The organism is Kaistia sp. MMO-174 (assembly GCF_037147815.1).
In the GTDB taxonomy this organism is placed as follows: domain Bacteria; phylum Pseudomonadota; class Alphaproteobacteria; order Rhizobiales; family Kaistiaceae; genus Kaistia; species Kaistia nematophila.
Genome location: NZ_JBBCUO010000006.1, coordinates 1 through 13816 on the forward strand (window position 1 = coordinate 1; position 13816 = coordinate 13816).

General features: G+C 65.3%; 21 protein-coding genes. 11 read left to right on the forward strand and 10 right to left on the reverse strand.

The genetic code is table 11. The features are described from left to right. Window positions 1-241 precede the first annotated feature (241 nt). A complete protein-coding gene (locus WFK98_RS20665; RefSeq protein ID WP_336801576.1) occupies window positions 242-631 on the reverse strand; it encodes a hypothetical protein in 390 nt (129 codons plus the stop codon). A 56-nt stretch (window positions 632-687) separates the two neighbouring features. Here WFK98_RS20665 and WFK98_RS20670 point away from each other — a divergent pair, with 56 nt between their 5' ends. The 5 genes from WFK98_RS20670 to WFK98_RS20690 are packed head-to-tail and all read left to right on the forward strand — an operon-like array spanning window position 688 to window position 2232. Beyond that, complete coding sequence (locus WFK98_RS20670; RefSeq protein ID WP_336801577.1) at window positions 688-912, forward strand: DUF7940 domain-containing protein; 225 nt, start codon at window positions 688-690, stop codon at window positions 910-912. Continuing rightward, window positions 905-1411, forward strand: coding sequence for a lysozyme (locus WFK98_RS20675; RefSeq protein ID WP_336801578.1), 507 nt, complete (start codon window positions 905-907; stop codon window positions 1409-1411). Before WFK98_RS20670 ends, WFK98_RS20675 begins: the two co-directional genes overlap by 8 nt. Then, window positions 1408-1782, forward strand: a complete 375-nt coding sequence (locus WFK98_RS20680; protein ID WP_336801579.1) for a DUF2514 family protein — start codon at window positions 1408-1410, stop codon at window positions 1780-1782. The genes WFK98_RS20675 and WFK98_RS20680 overlap by 4 nt, the downstream gene beginning before the upstream one ends. Before the next feature lie 10 nt (window positions 1783-1792). After that, the gene (locus WFK98_RS20685) at window positions 1793-1951 is read left to right on the forward strand and encodes a hypothetical protein (protein ID WP_336801580.1); all 159 of its coding nucleotides are present in this window, start codon (window positions 1793-1795) and stop codon (window positions 1949-1951) included. After that, complete coding sequence (locus tag WFK98_RS20690) at window positions 1948-2232, forward strand: hypothetical protein (RefSeq protein ID WP_336801581.1); 285 nt, start codon at window positions 1948-1950, stop codon at window positions 2230-2232. The genes WFK98_RS20685 and WFK98_RS20690 overlap by 4 nt, the downstream gene beginning before the upstream one ends. A 161-nt stretch (window positions 2233-2393) precedes the next feature. On the opposite strand, the gene WFK98_RS20695 is transcribed toward WFK98_RS20690, so the two are convergent. The 3 genes from WFK98_RS20695 to WFK98_RS20700 form a co-directional block, all read right to left on the reverse strand. Continuing rightward, the gene (locus WFK98_RS20695) at window positions 2394-2645 is read right to left on the reverse strand and encodes a hypothetical protein (RefSeq protein ID WP_336801582.1); all 252 of its coding nucleotides are present in this window, start codon (window positions 2643-2645) and stop codon (window positions 2394-2396) included. Between the two features lie 93 nt (window positions 2646-2738). After that, the gene (locus WFK98_RS27405) at window positions 2739-3083 is read right to left on the reverse strand and encodes a type II toxin-antitoxin system RelE family toxin (protein WP_442907469.1); all 345 of its coding nucleotides are present in this window, start codon (window positions 3081-3083) and stop codon (window positions 2739-2741) included. Window positions 3084-3112: 29 nt separating this feature from the next. Beyond that, window positions 3113-3370: a type II toxin-antitoxin system Phd/YefM family antitoxin gene (locus tag WFK98_RS20700; protein WP_336801583.1), complete on the reverse strand. Its 258-nt coding sequence runs from the start codon at window positions 3368-3370 to the stop codon at window positions 3113-3115. Between the two features lie 405 nt (window positions 3371-3775). Between WFK98_RS20700 and WFK98_RS20705 the strand changes: the two genes are divergently transcribed. The 3 genes from WFK98_RS20705 (at window position 3776) to WFK98_RS20715 (ending at window position 4751) form a co-directional block, all read left to right on the forward strand. After that, window positions 3776-4024, forward strand: coding sequence for a hypothetical protein (locus tag WFK98_RS20705; protein WP_336801584.1), 249 nt, complete (start codon window positions 3776-3778; stop codon window positions 4022-4024). A 226-nt stretch (window positions 4025-4250) separates the two neighbouring features. After that, entirely contained in the window at window positions 4251-4547 is a 297-nt protein-coding gene (locus WFK98_RS20710; protein ID WP_336801585.1) for a hypothetical protein, read from the forward strand. Continuing rightward, the gene (locus WFK98_RS20715; RefSeq protein WP_336801586.1) at window positions 4548-4751 is read left to right on the forward strand and encodes a hypothetical protein; all 204 of its coding nucleotides are present in this window, start codon (window positions 4548-4550) and stop codon (window positions 4749-4751) included. It begins immediately after the preceding gene. A gap of 631 nt (window positions 4752-5382) precedes the next feature. Here the strand turns inward: WFK98_RS20715 and WFK98_RS20720 are convergent. Then, window positions 5383-5634, reverse strand: coding sequence for a GlsB/YeaQ/YmgE family stress response membrane protein (locus tag WFK98_RS20720; RefSeq protein WP_266340190.1), 252 nt, complete (start codon window positions 5632-5634; stop codon window positions 5383-5385). A gap of 161 nt (window positions 5635-5795) precedes the next feature. Further along, window positions 5796-6170 carry an AprI/Inh family metalloprotease inhibitor gene (locus WFK98_RS20725; protein WP_266340191.1) on the reverse strand — a complete coding sequence of 125 codons (375 nt, stop codon included), beginning with the start codon at window positions 6168-6170 and terminating at the stop codon, window positions 5796-5798. Window positions 6171-6282: 112 nt separating this feature from the next. On the opposite strand from WFK98_RS20725, the gene WFK98_RS20730 reads away from it, so the two are divergent. Beyond that, the gene (locus WFK98_RS20730) at window positions 6283-7983 is read left to right on the forward strand and encodes a dihydroxyacetone kinase family protein (RefSeq protein ID WP_336801587.1); all 1701 of its coding nucleotides are present in this window, start codon (window positions 6283-6285) and stop codon (window positions 7981-7983) included. Between the two features lie 113 nt (window positions 7984-8096). Continuing rightward, window positions 8097-8414, forward strand: coding sequence for a quaternary ammonium compound efflux SMR transporter SugE (gene sugE / locus WFK98_RS20735; protein ID WP_336801588.1), 318 nt, complete (start codon window positions 8097-8099; stop codon window positions 8412-8414). A gap of 11 nt (window positions 8415-8425) precedes the next feature. Here sugE and WFK98_RS20740 read toward each other — a convergent pair whose 3' ends face one another. The 4 genes from WFK98_RS20740 to WFK98_RS20755 form a co-directional block, all read right to left on the reverse strand. Beyond that, window positions 8426-9133 (reverse strand): sugar transferase, encoded by a 708-nt coding sequence (locus tag WFK98_RS20740; protein WP_266340194.1) that lies wholly within the window; start codon window positions 9131-9133, stop codon window positions 8426-8428. A gap of 486 nt (window positions 9134-9619) precedes the next feature. Beyond that, window positions 9620-10513, reverse strand: a complete 894-nt coding sequence (locus WFK98_RS20745) for a sugar phosphate isomerase/epimerase family protein (protein ID WP_336801589.1) — start codon at window positions 10511-10513, stop codon at window positions 9620-9622. Between the two features lie 29 nt (window positions 10514-10542). Further along, on the reverse strand, window positions 10543-11580 hold the full coding sequence (locus WFK98_RS20750; RefSeq protein WP_336801590.1) for a LacI family DNA-binding transcriptional regulator: 1038 nt from the start codon (window positions 11578-11580) through the stop codon (window positions 10543-10545). A 136-nt stretch (window positions 11581-11716) separates the two neighbouring features. Continuing rightward, window positions 11717-12517, reverse strand: coding sequence for an IclR family transcriptional regulator (locus WFK98_RS20755; RefSeq protein WP_266340197.1), 801 nt, complete (start codon window positions 12515-12517; stop codon window positions 11717-11719). A gap of 239 nt (window positions 12518-12756) precedes the next feature. Between WFK98_RS20755 and WFK98_RS20760 the strand changes: the two genes are divergently transcribed. Next, window positions 12757-13809: an ABC transporter substrate-binding protein gene (locus tag WFK98_RS20760; RefSeq protein WP_336801591.1), complete on the forward strand. Its 1053-nt coding sequence runs from the start codon at window positions 12757-12759 to the stop codon at window positions 13807-13809. The last annotated feature ends 7 nt before the right edge of the window (window positions 13810-13816 follow it).

Sequence of the window (13816 nt, forward strand, 5' to 3'; positions counted from 1 at the left end):
ACGCTAGTCGGCAAGTGGGTCAGCCCCGCCCGCCTTCTGAACGATCCGGACTACGCCGTGTGGGTGCCGTTCTTCGACGGCTATCCGATCCGCGTCTTCGACAGCGAGACGTTGTTCCTGCCGCCCCCGCCTGAAGAATAGGCCCAAGGCCTAACCACCCTCCCACCACATCCCCGGAGATACTGTATGACGAAGCAAACTTGGTCGCTTCCGGCTGAAGGCTGTTCAGTGATCAGCGTCCCTATCGTGGGTGGTCGAGGGCGTGGCGGACAATCTCGATCAGCCTCTCTCCACCGGCCCTATCTAACCACAACCCTATCCATCGGTACCCCGGCACTAGGAGGAGGAGGGCGATCCCCTCTCGATCCGGCATTGGGTGCACATACCACCGGCCCATGTGGGACACCTGCATTAGAGAGCCGGGGTCGGGGTCTGCTTCGATAGGCGGAGGAGGCAACATCGCCGCCCGCGTCATCGCCAAATTCGCGATGAACTCGTCGACCTCGTCTGCATCGAAGTCAAAACGAACCGGCGGATCGGTCGGGAAGTCCACTACGAGACGCGTCCTGCTTTCATTCAGAGACCAGTGCGGCGCAACCATTTGTTCCCCCGTCAGTAGCAATTCAACCACGCTACTTTCCTGCTGACGCCCGCGTCAACGTCACCCCACATCCCCGGAGATACCTCATGCTCGTGCCCAACTGGCGCGCTGTAGCCTTGCGCGCGTGGAGCGTGCGGTTCATCGCGCTCATCTGCCTTGTGCAGGGCCTCGATGTGGCGATGCCGCTCGTCGGGCTGGCGCTGCCTCTCCCTGACGGCTGGCTGCCATGGGTGACGCTCGTCGTCGCCATCGCTGCGGCCGTCTCTCGCTTCATTCCTCAGAAGGCAGTGAGCGGAGGCGCCGATGAGTAGGCGCGCAAAGGCCGCTCTGGCCTCTGGGCTCGGCGTTGTCGCGCTCACCGCCACCTATCTGACCGTGCCGTGGGAGAGCGTCGAGAACCGCGCCTACTGGGATTCGATCGGCAAGGTCTGGACGGTCTGCGCCGGGGAGACGAAGGGCGTCAAGCCGGGCGACGTCTATACCGACAAGCAGTGCAGCGACATGCTGATGCGCCGGCTGGAGGTGGACTATCGCCGGCCGCTTCAGAAGTGCATTCGCGGCTTTGACGGCGCGCCGCTGAGCGTCCAGGCCGCCTTCCTTGACCTCTCCTACAACGTCGGCGTTGGCGCGGTCTGCGGCTCGACCGCGGCGAGGCGTGCGATGGCGAAGGACTGGCCCGGCGCCTGCGAGGCGATGACCTGGTTCAACAAGGCCGGCGGGCGCGTGATCCGGGGACTCGATCTGCGCCGGAAGGATGGCGACGAGCGGCGCATTGGCGAGCGCGAGCTGTGCCTGGAGGGGCTGAAGTGATCGCCGCGCTCCTTTCCCCCATCGGTCGCTGGGTTGGCGGCGCCCTGTTCGTTCTGGCGTTCCTCGCGGGCTTCTACGCCTACGGCTACCGCCATGGGCGTCAAGCTTCCGATCAGAAGTGGCAGGCCGCCATGGCCGCCGAGCAGACCCGGCAAGCCGCCGTCAGAGCCAAGGCGCTCGACGAGGCCGTGGCCCGCGAACTGGCCCGCGCGGCCGAGAATGAACAGCTTGAAGCACAGGTGAACCAATATGAAGCCGATCTGGCTAAGTCGCTCTCTAAGGCGCCGGCTGGCAGCTGTGACTATCGTTTGCGCGGTGCCGATGTTGAGCGCCTTCACATGTTCCAGCGGCCGGGTAGCGCTGCGCCCTGATCTCCCGCAGATGCCGGCCGCGATCCGCACGCCGTGCAAGCACCCCCTCATCAGCGAAGTGGACGCGCGGGCGATCATAGCCCGCTACGCCGTCGCCCTCAGCAAATGCGATGGCAAGCGCGCCGATGCGGTGGCTTTCCATGAGAGCCTCCGGAAGGGACTGAAATGAACCCAACGACGGAAGATCCAGCCTCGTCCGGCTGGCATCTCGACAAGCGCGTTCCCATCGCCCTGATCGTGACGCTTCTGCTCCAGGCCGCGGTCGGGCTCATCTGGGCTTCTAAGCTCGACGCCCGGGTGGCCAGCCTCGAGCTTGCACAGGCCACGTCAGGCGACCAGCCAATGCGCATCGTCCGCGTGGAGACGCAGATGGAAGGCGTCCGCGGCACCCTCAAGGAAATGAACGACAAGCTCGACCGCTTGCTCGGCTACCCGGCGCCGGCGAGGTAGTGCGCGCCTAGCTTGTCCGCCTGGGTTGCCGGCGTTACTCTACGTCATCAATCGGGGGATTGAGCCATGCGTGCAGCGCTAGTGTGGGCGGCCCTGCTCGGGCTGTCCGGCGTGATGTGGTGGGCAGTCATCAAGGCCGGGGTTGATATCGCGTCGGCGTTTTAGTCCCGCGAGATGGTGTGGCCCCGCGTTCCAGGCGCGATCACCGTCATCTGGATCTTGCGGCTTCCGCAGGCTGAGCACTTCAGCGAACGCCGGAATGGCGTGTCGACGCCGACGATGAGGTAGTCCGCTCCGAACCGCTCGGCGACAGGCTGTAGGTCCAGCTCGACGTACCGGTGGCAGTCCAGGCAGTGGATGCCGAGGCCCGTGCCGCTTTCCAGAAACTCCCCGACTGTCGCGATCCTGCCCATGTTCCAGTTTTGTTCATGGCTAGCGATGGCCGTCAAGCCTTGGGGATTGGAACAGAAAGGGCGCGGCATCGGAAGCCGCGCCCTTTTCGTACTTCAACGTCCAACCAGCCGGAGCACCGGCGCGGTCTCGGCTATCTCACTGATTGCCGCGGCAAGCTTGGCGTCGAGAGAGTCGAGCCCCTTGTAAGCATCTTTTCGGTCCCGAACCACCAGCACGATTAGGAGTACATTTGACCTAATGTGGTAGATGATCCTGTGGTTCCGACCGGCCGGGACCCTTAGAAAGTCCGGTCGATCGGTAATCTTTTCTACGCCCTTAGGGCGTGGGCATGAAGCCAGAAGCTCCAAAGCCTCGATCACTGTCTTCTGCGCTTGGCGGCTCAACTTCCGAATTTCCCTGCGAGCAGCGGGCGCAATGCGTATTTCGATCTCGGTCAAAATGCTCCGATCTGGATGGTTACTGGGGGTTACATTCCCAGCTCTTCCTTAAGCCTCTTCAAAGTGATTCCTCCCGTTTTGTCGAACTCTTCAAGCGAAGTAGCTGCCAGCTCTGCGTCGTACTTTGCTTCCAAGTCAGTGATGCGGTTTAAAAGCTCCAGCGGGATAACCGCTACTGCTTCCTTCCGTCGCGTTATGATCACTGGATTCTTATATAGTGCTTTGTTGATGATCTCAGAAAGGTTTTCTCTAGCCTCCGACGCGGTGTAGGTCTCACAATTCTTCATCTGGGTTGTCCTGGGTGGGGTTGCCTTTTTTTGTAATTTTCACCGGAATGTACTTTTTGTACAAAATAGCGTCAACCACAAAAATGGTAGAGCCTCCCGCCTAGGGATTCACACGCGATTCGGCATGGGGTAGAATGCGGGCGACGCGGAGGAAGGCTGCATCTCAGGGTGACCGGAAGCGTACTGCCAGCTGGCACGGATGAAGCAGCGGGGAGCGCAAATGCTCCTTGGACGCTGTGGACGAAACCAGCGACGCCCACCCGAAACCGGGCATCAAGCCCGGCCCGCGTCGATCTTGTCTGCTGGCGCCAACTGTTCCGGCTGTCCAGCCTAAGTCCTTCCTCGGAAGGCCGCCCGGGTTGATCGCCGGGCGCTTGATATTCGACGCGGCGCCAGGAGCCTACTGTGGACGATCTGGAAGTCGAAGACAAACTGGCCGATCTGCGGATGCAGGCTTGGAGGGCCTTTCGCAAGGGGCTCTCTGATCGGCTGATCGACGACCCTATCAATGTCATTGCTGAAGACATCGGGATGTCGGTTAAGGAGATCTCGGCTCTCTCAAAGGGCACGCTCAGCAATCCCTCTCTTGAAGAGGTGTACCGGGCGCTTCTAAGGATGGGCTGTCATATCGAAGTGACGCTTGCCGTCCAGTAGGCCCGGCCCGCGTCGATCCTATCGCTCACGCTTCGGTGTGAGCCACGAAACGGTTGGTACAGTGGCGCTCCCGAGGCCAACCTGAGATTCGAGCGTCCGGACTGGCAAACGAAAGTCGCGAGTAGCCTGGAGAAGGCACGAAGCCGAAGCACTGGACAAAAGCGACGCCATCATCAGCCCGGCTCTGTCTTCGGACGGGGCCGGGCTATTTCTTTGCGAGGGCATCATGAGCAAGAAGGCGTTCGAGAAGATCCGCATCGGCCTCGAGGAAGCCTTGGCATACGCACGTGGCGAAGACGTCGGCGTGAGGATGACGGGGTTCTTCGTCACGCTCACTCCTGAACAGAAGGCCGCAGCGCTGGCTTATCGTGGCCCCGAGAATTTCGGGGGGCCGCATCGACGACCCGCAAGGGGGTTAAGGCCGCAACGTCGCAAAAGAAGAGCGGATGGCCCGGCCGGTGGGCTTCACAAGGAACCCGGCCACCTCTCCATTTATGACGAAGTTATCTCGCGGGAGCTATAAATGGAAAAGAAGCGCGCCAGACGCATCCGCGACAAGCAGCGCATGAAGGCGAGAGCTAAGAGCGTCGGCAAGGCGCGCGGGCTCCCGGGCAACTACGACCTTCTATATGACCACCTCTGCATCTGTTCGGGGCCCTGCTGCGGCAACCCGCGCCGGTGGTACGGCGAGCCGACTATGCAGGAGCGCCGGTTCTTCGCGGGCTAGCCCTCACCACCCGCCATCCACCTGACGAGCGCCCAGACGTTCCCGCCTATATTCCAGAGCAGCACAGCCCATAGCCCGGCTATGAAGATCCAGGCGGCAATCGGGATGCGGAGGCGGCGGTAGGACATCAACGTAGTGCTCTTTGGTTCAATGAACCGTGGAACCGTGAACGTAGTGCGAACAGGCGTCCGAAAACGACATTTTGGATGCCGGAGGAACCGCAGGAATCCGCGGAAACCTTGAAGGCCACTACGTTGACATCGTAGGGGTCACAGGTTCAATCCCTGTCACGCCCACCATCCTTTCCAAATCTCCCAAGTTTCCGAAGGTCATTCGCTTCCGGTCAAGGCCGACGCCCGCCGCGCCGACGCGGGTCGGGATCGTGAGCCGGCTCCCTTGTTCCAAGCGGCGTGCGCGCACGCGAACGCCCGGCTGATATGGGCTGGTACGAATTCCCCAGTACATGGCCGGGCTCGACGGCGCGCAAGCGGATGACTGCAGCCGGCCGCTCTTGCCACTCCAGACACCGAGCCAGATCGCTTCATCGTTTCACGGAAAACGACGAAACGATCCAACTCGTTGTCTTGTCGCGTTTTTTCGCGAACCGGTATCCATTTCGCTCGAAAGCGCTCTAGCGACTGACGGCTCGAACCACGCCGATCAGGATGCAGGCGCCGACCAGTCCGGCGATCAGGTAACCGAGCCAGCCGGCGAATCCGACGCCGATCAGGCCGAACAGGAAGCTCGCGATCGCCGCGCCGACGATGCCGAGAATGATGTTGGTGAGCAGGCCGGTATCGCTCTTCATGATGTTCGACGCGATCCAGCCGGCGATGCCGCCGATGATGATGGCTGCGATCCAGCCAACGCCAGTGCCACTCATGTTGACCTCCCATGTGACGACCAACGGAATCAATCACGCACGCGCAATCCTTGCGGGCAGGCAATTCTAGCGCGATTCTCGCCTTGGTGCGGATCTTCCTGCGCGCGGGCGGGAAGCGGTCGGGATTCGGGCTGCGGGAATTCGGCTCCGGCCTGCCGGCATCAGCTCGCGGGCGTCAGGTTGAGGTTGTCGAGGCCCTCGGCGCTCCGGTCGGCGTAGAAGGAGCCGTCCTCCAGCGCGTTGAAGCGGACGAGCGCATGGCGGGTCGCGTCGATCAGGACGAAGGATCCTTCCCCGTCGATGAACCAGGCGGCGGGATCGCCGCCGAGCTTCAGTTCGGCGAGGCACGCCTCGTCGCCCTCGAGCGCGAAACCGCCGATCGCCGTCTCGTCGCTGAGCGTGACCGGGCAGACCCTGCCGCCTTCGAAGTCTTCCCAGATATCGAACTTGCCCTTCAGCTTTTCGGCGTAAGCTTCGCTGGCGACGGACGCGATGCAGCTGGCAACCAGAAATGCAACGCCGATGATCAATCGCATGCCCCGCTCCTCCGGTTGTTGCCTTGATGAGTGACACGGCTTTCTCGGCCGGGCAAGGCAGGCGGGACGGGGGAAACGCGGGGCTGGACGCGAGGTTCGGGAGGAGCAAGACGTGAAGAAGCTGATCAACACGACGGGGGCCGTCGTCGACGAGATGATCGAGGGCATCGTGGCCGCCTCGAATCACCTGGCGGTCCTCGACGGGGCGCGCGTCGTCGTCCGTGCCGATTTCGCCGCGCTGCGCGACGCCGGCAAGGTGGCGCTGATCTCGGGTGGCGGCTCCGGCCACGAGCCGGCCCATGCCGGCTATGTCGGCGAGGGCCTGTTGACCGCCGCCGTCTGCGGCGACGTGTTCACCTCGCCCTCCACCGATGCCGTGCTCGCCGCCATCCGCACCGTGACCGGGCCGGCCGGCGCCCTGCTGATCGTCAAGAACTATACCGGAGACCGGCTGAATTTCGGCCTCGCCGCCGAGATCGCCCGCGCCGAGGGGCTCGACGTGCGGATGGTGGTCGTCGCCGACGATGTGGCGCTGGCCGAGGCGTCGGAGACCGCCGGCCGGCGTGGCCTTGCCGGAACCGTGCTGGTCCACAAGATCGCCGGCGCCGCCGCCGAGGCGGGCCAGCCGCTCACGGATGTCGCCCGCGCGGCGCAGCAGGCGATCGACCATCTGGCGACCATGGGCGTCGGCCTGTCGCCCTGCATCGTCCCGGCGGCCGGCAAACCCAATTTCACCCTTGCCGAGGACGAGATCGAGCTCGGTCTCGGCATTCATGGCGAGGCCGGCGTCGCTCGTGAGCCCTTCACCGACGCCGCCGACATCGTGCGGCGGCTCTGCGCGCGGGTCTTCGATTTCCTGGAACTTGCGCCGGGAGACCGCGTCGCGCTGCTCGTCAACAATCTCGGCGCCACCCCCGGCATGGAGATGGCCATCGTCGCCCGGGAAACGCTGGACCAGGCGGCCCGGCGCGGCCTCGTCGTCGACGCCGTCTGGGTCGGCACCTTCCTGACGGCGATCGAGATGGCCGGTTGTTCGATCACGGCGCTGAAGCTCTCCGGCTCGATGCTGGAAGCGCTCCGCGCGCCGGCCGCCGCGCCGGCCTGGCCGGGGCTGGCAGGCGAGGGCGGCGTCGTCCGCCGTGTGGCGGCGCGCCAGGCGGCGTCCGCGCCGAAATCGGGCGTCGCGCCAGCCAGCGATCCCCGGATCCGCGCTTCTCTGCAGCAGGTCATCGACGCACTCGGCGAGGCGGAGCCCTATCTGACCGGGCTCGACCAGCAGGTCGGCGACGGCGACCTCGGCCTCAATCTCGCGCGGGGCGCCGCGGCGATCGGGAGTGAGCTGGACGCGCTGGCCGGCCAGCATCCGGCCGAACTGCTGCGCAGCCTCTCTGCCATCATCCGCCGCACGGTGGGCGGCACCTCCGGCGCGCTCTATGCGGCCGGGCTGCTTCGTGCCGCGGCGACGCTGCAGGCGATCGACGCGCCGGGCCGGGGCGACTGGTCGCGCGCGCTTGGCGAAGGCGCGCGCGCCATCGCGCAACTGGGCGACGCGCGGATCGGCGACCGGACCATGCTCGACGCGCTGCTGCCTGCCGCGGCCGTGCTGGAGGCGGAGCCGTCCTCGTCCGGCGATGGCCTCGGGCGGCTCGGACGGGCGATCGAGGCCGCGCAGCAGGGCGTGCGCGATTCGTCCTCGACCGCCTCGCGCCGCGGACGTTCCAGCTATCTCGGGGCGCGGGTGGTCGGCGTTGCCGATCCAGGCGCGGAGGCTGTCGTCGTCTGGCTGCAGGCGATCCGGCGCGCCCTCGGCTGAGGGGCGCGCCTTGCCCCGGCGCAGCGGCATAAGTATATAAACGGGAAGAGGAACGACCTCCCCAAATCGGGAACCATGTCCGGGACGGCCCGGCCCTTTCGCAGGAGGGCCCGATGGCCTGGATCTATCTCGTTCTCGCCGGCATCTTCGAAGTCGTCTGGGCTTCGACGATGAAATACTCGGACGGCTTCAGCAAGCTGACCCCGTCCGTCATCACCATCCTCGCCATGATCGTCAGTTTCGGCCTGCTCGCGGTCGCGATGAAATCGCTGCCGCTCGGCACCGCCTATGCGATCTGGACCGGCATCGGCGCCGTCGGCGCTTTCTGCGTCGGCATCTTCGTCCTTGGCGAGGCGGCGACCCTGCTGCGCATCGGCAGCGTCGCCTTCATCATCCTCGGCCTCCTCGGGCTCAAGCTCTCGGCGTCGTAGCCAGCCGGCCGTCAGCAGTCGCCGCGTCCCATCAGGACGACGGGGATGGTCCTGGCGAGGATGCCGAGATCCTGCGCCAGGCTCATCTGCCGGACATAGAGCGCGTCGAGGCGGATGCGGGCGTGATAATCGGTGTTCGACCGGCCCGACACCTGCCAGAGCCCGGTCATGCCGGGGCGGCACAGATAGTAGGCCTCGAAGTGGCGCCGGTTGTAGTTGCCGGCGTCGGCGATCTCGCGCAGCAGGCGCGGCCTCGGCCCGATGAGGCTCATCTCGCCGCGGACGACGTTGATGAGCTGCGGCAGCTCGTCGAGGCTGAACTGGCGCAGAAGGCGCCCGATCCGCGTGACGCGCGGGTCCCCTCGCAGCTTGTAGCGCTGGCTGTAGTCGAGTCGGGTCCGGGGATCGTTCGCCAGCCAGGCGTCGAGGAGGCGCTCGGCGTCCGGAACCATCGTGCGGAACTTGTACATCGGGAAAGGGCGCCCGTTCATCCCCATGCGCGACGAGCGGAAGAAGACCGGCCCGCCACTCAGGCCGATGACGCCGGCGATGAGGATGCCGAACGGCAGCAGGAACAGGAGCAGCATCGACGCGGCGACGACATCGAGGCCGCGCTTCAGTGGGTATTGCCGGATCGACGCCGTCCGCCGGCGGCGCTCCGGCAGGCCCGGCCGGGCCGCCGTCGAGCGAACGAGCGGCTGACTGGCTGTCGCTTCCACATTCCGGTCCATCGCACACCTACGCGCAGGTTGAGGCTGGCTGCGGCGGCGCTGCCGTTCGTCGATGCGATTCCGCCGGGGCGATCTTCTCCGAGGCATGGGACGCCGCCGCCCATGCAGGCGTGCGGCATCTGTCTCGAACGGCGCCGAGCGAAATACTTTTCCCGAAGGTGTGGCAGGCCCCGATATTTCAAATTCCGTACCAATTTCAGGCTAAGCATTCGCCCTTTGGAGTCAAGGTGATTTCAAGGCCCTGAATTATAGCCTGACTATACTACTCGGCCAGCGTGGATAGATTGGCGCTCGAGCGAGATCCGGACGCCGCATCGGGGCGCATGGCCGCTTGATTTACTGGCCTTCCCTTTCGGAATGTGGCGCTGTCCCGGATGGTCGTTCGCTCCTTCGCGGCGCTGTCGCGGCGGACGTTCCGCGACATGTCTTGCGCCCATGGTCGCCGGCGCGGGGCTGCCGCGCCGGCGTCGTCTCCTACCAGGTCACGCTGCTGTTGATCGAATGCGCCTGCCTGGCGGCGTGCATCTGGGCCTGGGTGAATTCCATGGCGTGGCGGCAGAGGTCGGTACTGTCCGTCCAGAGATTGCGCCAGATGCCGAGAATGCCGGTCAGCGGCTCGCCGGCCACCGCCGAGGAGAAGGATTCGAAGCAGATCGGGCCCTGGTAGTTCGCCTTCACCAAGCCGCGGAAGATCTTCACGAAGTCGATCGAGCCGGTGCCGAGATAGCCGCGATGCGATTCACCGGTGTGGAAATAGCCGAGATAGTCGCCGGTATCGATGATCGCCCGTTCGGCGTCGGCTTCCTCGATGTTCATGTGATAGCAGTCGAGGTGGACCTTGACGTTGGCCATGCCGACCCGCTTGCAGAGCTCGACGCCCTGGGCGGCGGTGTTGATGACGTTGGTCTCGTAGCGGTTCACCACTTCGAGGCCGAGGGTGATGTTGCTCTTCGCCGCTTCCTCGGCGACGCGCCGCAGCACCTCGACCGCGCCGGCGACGCCTTCCGGCGTGGCAGCGGTGAAGTATTTCTGGAAGCCGGAATAGAGGATGCCGGTGATGTGGGTGCCGCCGAGGTCGCGCGTGGTGGCGACGACCTTCATCAGGTGCGCCTCGCCGCGCTTCTTCTTGTCGGGATCGCCGGAGGAGATGTCGCAGCTGTCGTCGAGGCCGAGCGAGGTGGTGATGCCGAGCCCGCTCTTCTCCAGCTCCTTGCGGGTGAAGTCGATGTCGATCAGCGACGGATCGAGGGCCGGCGCCTCGATATAGTCGTAGCCAAGCGAGGCCGTGCTGGCGATGGCGCGGGCCGCTTCCTCGTGGCTCCAGCCGCCGACCCAGACCTGCGCGTGGACGCCCAATCGGTTTTTCATGGTTTTCCTCCCTGGTGTGAAAAGCGGGTTCAGCCCGCGTTTGTCGAAATCCCGTCCTGCGGCGAAGGCGGGGCGGTCGAGGCCCTGACCTTCAGGCTGCATTCGAGCTGGATATGCGCCGGCGGCGCGGTGTCGCCCTCGATCCGCGCTTTGAGCCTCGCCCAGATCGCCGCCCCGATCTCCGGCACCGGCTGGCGGATGGCGGTCAGCGGCGTCGCCCGCGCCCGCATCCAGGCATAGTCGTCGAAGCCGATCAGCGAGATCGGCCGCGGAACCGAGATCTGCCGGTCGGCCAGCGCCGCCAGCGCGCCGAGCGTGGTGAAATTGGTCAGCGCCAGGATGGCGGTCGGCCACGGGTTCTCCTCCAGCCACTGGAAGATCCGCACCGCGGCGCGCTCGAAATGATTTCCGGCTTCGAGGAAGGTCGGTTCCGGCGCGCCGGCGCGCGCCAGCGTTTCTGCGATGCCGGCGCAGCGCTCGCGAATGTTGCCGAGCGACAGCACGGAGGCGGCGACGAGGATGTTGCGATGGCCGAGCTCGAGGAGATGCTGCGCGCCGATCGTGCCGGCGTTCACGTTGTCGACGGATACGGTGTCGGCGCTGGGATCGCGGGTGATGCGGTCGGCGACGACATAGGGGATTCTCGTCCGCTCGATCAGGGCGCGGGTGGCAAACTCGTCGGAGCAGGGGATGACGACCAGCCCGGCCGGTCGCCAGGCCAGCATGGCGGCGAGCCGAGACTGCTCAGTCGCCTCGTCGCCATTCGAGCTCGCGACGATGATCTCGTAGCCCTGGTCGCTCAGGCAGCTCTCCACCGCCGAGACGATGGAGGTGAAGAACGGATTGTCGAGATCGGGAACGAGGACGGCGATGATCCGCGCCTTGCCGGTGCGCAGCAGCGCGCCCGCCCGGTCGGCCTGGTAGCCCAGTTCGCGGGCCGCTTCGCGAACCCGCGCCGCCAGCGCCGGGTTGACCGGCTTGCTGCCGTTCATGACATTGGAAACGGTGCCGGGCGACACGCCGGCCCGCTCGGCGACGTCGCGAATGGAGACCGGCTTGTCCGACATGGACGGGACCTCTCGGCAAGGCGGCATCGCCGCAAAACGATTTACCGAAAAACGTTTTACGACGGCGGCGGCCGCTTCGCAATCACGATCTGATGGGCCAATGCGCCCGGCGAGCCGGCGATCCGTCGACGAGGCGCTAGTCGCCGGTCAGGTCGAGGCCGGCGGCGCTCTCGCGCAATTGCGCCAGCAGGGCGACGCGGCGGGCTTCCGGCGTATCGACCGGCAGCACGAAGCACAGCGTCAGCGAGACCTGGCCGCGCCCGTCGAGGATCGGCGCCGCCAGGCACCAGGTGAAGCGGTCGGCGAGCGCCGCGGTTTCGCTGTAGCCCTGCTGCTTCGCCAGCGCGATGTCGCCGAGGAACTCCGCCTCCGCGATGACCCGGCCGTCCGGTAGCCGGAAATCCTCGGCCGGGATGAAGGCGCGGACGGCATCATCGTCCATGTGGCTGAGCAGCAGCCGGCCCGACGCGGTCCAGGGAATGGGCACCTCGACGCCGACCTGGCTGGAGATGCGGAACGGGCCGACGGAGTCGCGGCTGTCGAGCACGACATATTTGTTGCCGCGCAGGCCGCAGAGCTGCACCGTCTCGCCGGACTCCGCCGCCAGGCGCTCGAGCGCCTCGATGATGCGCGGGTAGTGGGCGTTGTGATGGCTGTAGGCCCAGCCGAACAGGTGCATGGCGCGGCCGAAATAGACGTGGCCGTCATTGCCGACCGTTTCCAGCATGTCGGCTTCGAGCAGGCGGTTGACGATCTCGTAGGTAGTGGAGCGCGGCGCCCCGATCTTCCGCGCGATATCGCCGACGCGCATCGGCGCGCGCTGCCGCAGCAGCGCCTCCAGCAGGATGATGACGCGGTCGATGCCGCGCTTGCGTTCGTTGCCGGCTGCCGTCGTTGTCGCTGGCCGGATGGTGTCTGCGCTTGCGAATTCCGTCATCGATGGCCTGGTTGCTCGGGTCGAAGGGAAGGTTCTGGAAGGCTCTTGAAAGATGTCGTGGCTCGGACTAGCCTCTCATTTGTCCGATATACAGGCTTCTTGTCCAGTATATCAGACAAAAAATGGGGGCCCGGGCGGAGAGTTCACGACGATAGGCAGCAAGGCCGCGTCCAGGTGACGCCGCTGTCCCGCATTGTCGTTTCCCTGCGCGTCGAGGCGAAACCTTCCAGGGGAACATCATGAAGAAGTCTTCGCTTTTTGCATCCGCAAGCGTTCTCGGCCTTGGTATCCTGCTGAACGTACTCGGCGCCTCGCAGGCCGCCGCCGCCGCCAACTGCATCAAGGGCGATCGCAAGGCGCCCTATACGCTCGGCTGGGCCAACATCTACTCAGTGCCGACCTGGATGAAGCAGACCCAGGGTACGATCGAGGCGGAAGTCGAGCAGCTGAAGAAGGAAGGACTGGTCGACAAGCTTATGGTCACGGACGCGCAGGGTGATTCCAACGTCCAGATCCAGCAGATCCAGTCGATGATCGACGCCAATGTCGACGCCATCATCCTGATCGCCGGCTCGTCGACCGCGCCGGCACGCGTGCTGGCCGACGCCTGCGCCAAGGGCATCGCGATCATCAATTTCGACAGCCTCGTCGACACCAACGACGTCACCGCCAAGGTCAATACCGACTCGCACCAGTGGGGCGAGCAGGCGACCAAGTTCATGATCGATGCGCTCGGCGGCAAGGGCAAGATCCTCATCCTGAACGGCCCGGCCGGCGTTTCCGTCAGCGACGACCGTCGCGCCGGCGGCAACGAGCTGCTCAAGGCCAATCCTGGCATCGAGATCCTGGCCGAGACCAACACGGCCTATAACGTCGCCCCGGCCCAGGAGGCCGTCACCAGCCTGCTGTTCGCCCATCCCGAGATCGACGGCATTCTCTCCTTCGGCGGCGCGCTTTCGGCCGGCGCCGTGCTGGCGCTCGACAAGCAGGGCCGCGAGCAGGTGCCGATCACCGGCGAGAACGCGCGCCAGTTCCTCGAGCTCTGGAAGGAAAAGGGCCTGAAGAGCTGGGCGACGATGCAGCCGAACTGGCTCGGCGCCTTCGCCGCCTACACCGCCGTGCAGGCGCTGGAGGGCAAGGACGTGCCGGCCTTCGTCAAGGTGCCGCTGCCGATCATCGACAATTCCAACATCGACGAGTACCTCGCCCGGGCGAAGGATTTCCCGGCCGACGGCTATATCTTCTCGCCCTACGACCGCGCCCTGTTCGACAAGCTGCTGGCGCAGAAGTAGGGCCAGT

Coding starts and splice junctions, on each gene's coding strand:
- WFK98_RS20670 (WP_336801577.1), top strand. CDS start 688: ATGCTCGTGCCCAACTGGCGCGCTGTAGCCTTGCGCGCGTGGAGCGTG.
- WFK98_RS20675 (WP_336801578.1), top strand. CDS start 905: ATGAGTAGGCGCGCAAAGGCCGCTCTGGCCTCTGGGCTCGGCGTTGTC.
- WFK98_RS20685 (WP_336801580.1), top strand. CDS start 1,793: ATGCCGGCCGCGATCCGCACGCCGTGCAAGCACCCCCTCATCAGCGAA.
- WFK98_RS20690 (WP_336801581.1), top strand. CDS start 1,948: ATGAACCCAACGACGGAAGATCCAGCCTCGTCCGGCTGGCATCTCGAC.
- WFK98_RS20695 (WP_336801582.1), bottom strand. CDS start 2,645: ATGGGCAGGATCGCGACAGTCGGGGAGTTTCTGGAAAGCGGCACGGGC.
- WFK98_RS20700 (WP_336801583.1), bottom strand. CDS start 3,370: ATGAAGAATTGTGAGACCTACACCGCGTCGGAGGCTAGAGAAAACCTT.
- WFK98_RS20710 (WP_336801585.1), top strand. CDS start 4,251: ATGAGCAAGAAGGCGTTCGAGAAGATCCGCATCGGCCTCGAGGAAGCC.
- WFK98_RS20715 (WP_336801586.1), top strand. CDS start 4,548: ATGGAAAAGAAGCGCGCCAGACGCATCCGCGACAAGCAGCGCATGAAG.
- WFK98_RS20720 (WP_266340190.1), bottom strand. CDS start 5,634: ATGAGTGGCACTGGCGTTGGCTGGATCGCAGCCATCATCATCGGCGGC.
- WFK98_RS20725 (WP_266340191.1), bottom strand. CDS start 6,170: ATGCGATTGATCATCGGCGTTGCATTTCTGGTTGCCAGCTGCATCGCG.
- sugE (WP_336801588.1), top strand. CDS start 8,097: ATGGCCTGGATCTATCTCGTTCTCGCCGGCATCTTCGAAGTCGTCTGG.
- WFK98_RS20745 (WP_336801589.1), bottom strand. CDS start 10,513: ATGAAAAACCGATTGGGCGTCCACGCGCAGGTCTGGGTCGGCGGCTGG.
- WFK98_RS20750 (WP_336801590.1), bottom strand. CDS start 11,580: ATGTCGGACAAGCCGGTCTCCATTCGCGACGTCGCCGAGCGGGCCGGC.
- WFK98_RS20755 (WP_266340197.1), bottom strand. CDS start 12,517: ATGACGGAATTCGCAAGCGCAGACACCATCCGGCCAGCGACAACGACG.
- WFK98_RS20760 (WP_336801591.1), top strand. CDS start 12,757: ATGAAGAAGTCTTCGCTTTTTGCATCCGCAAGCGTTCTCGGCCTTGGT.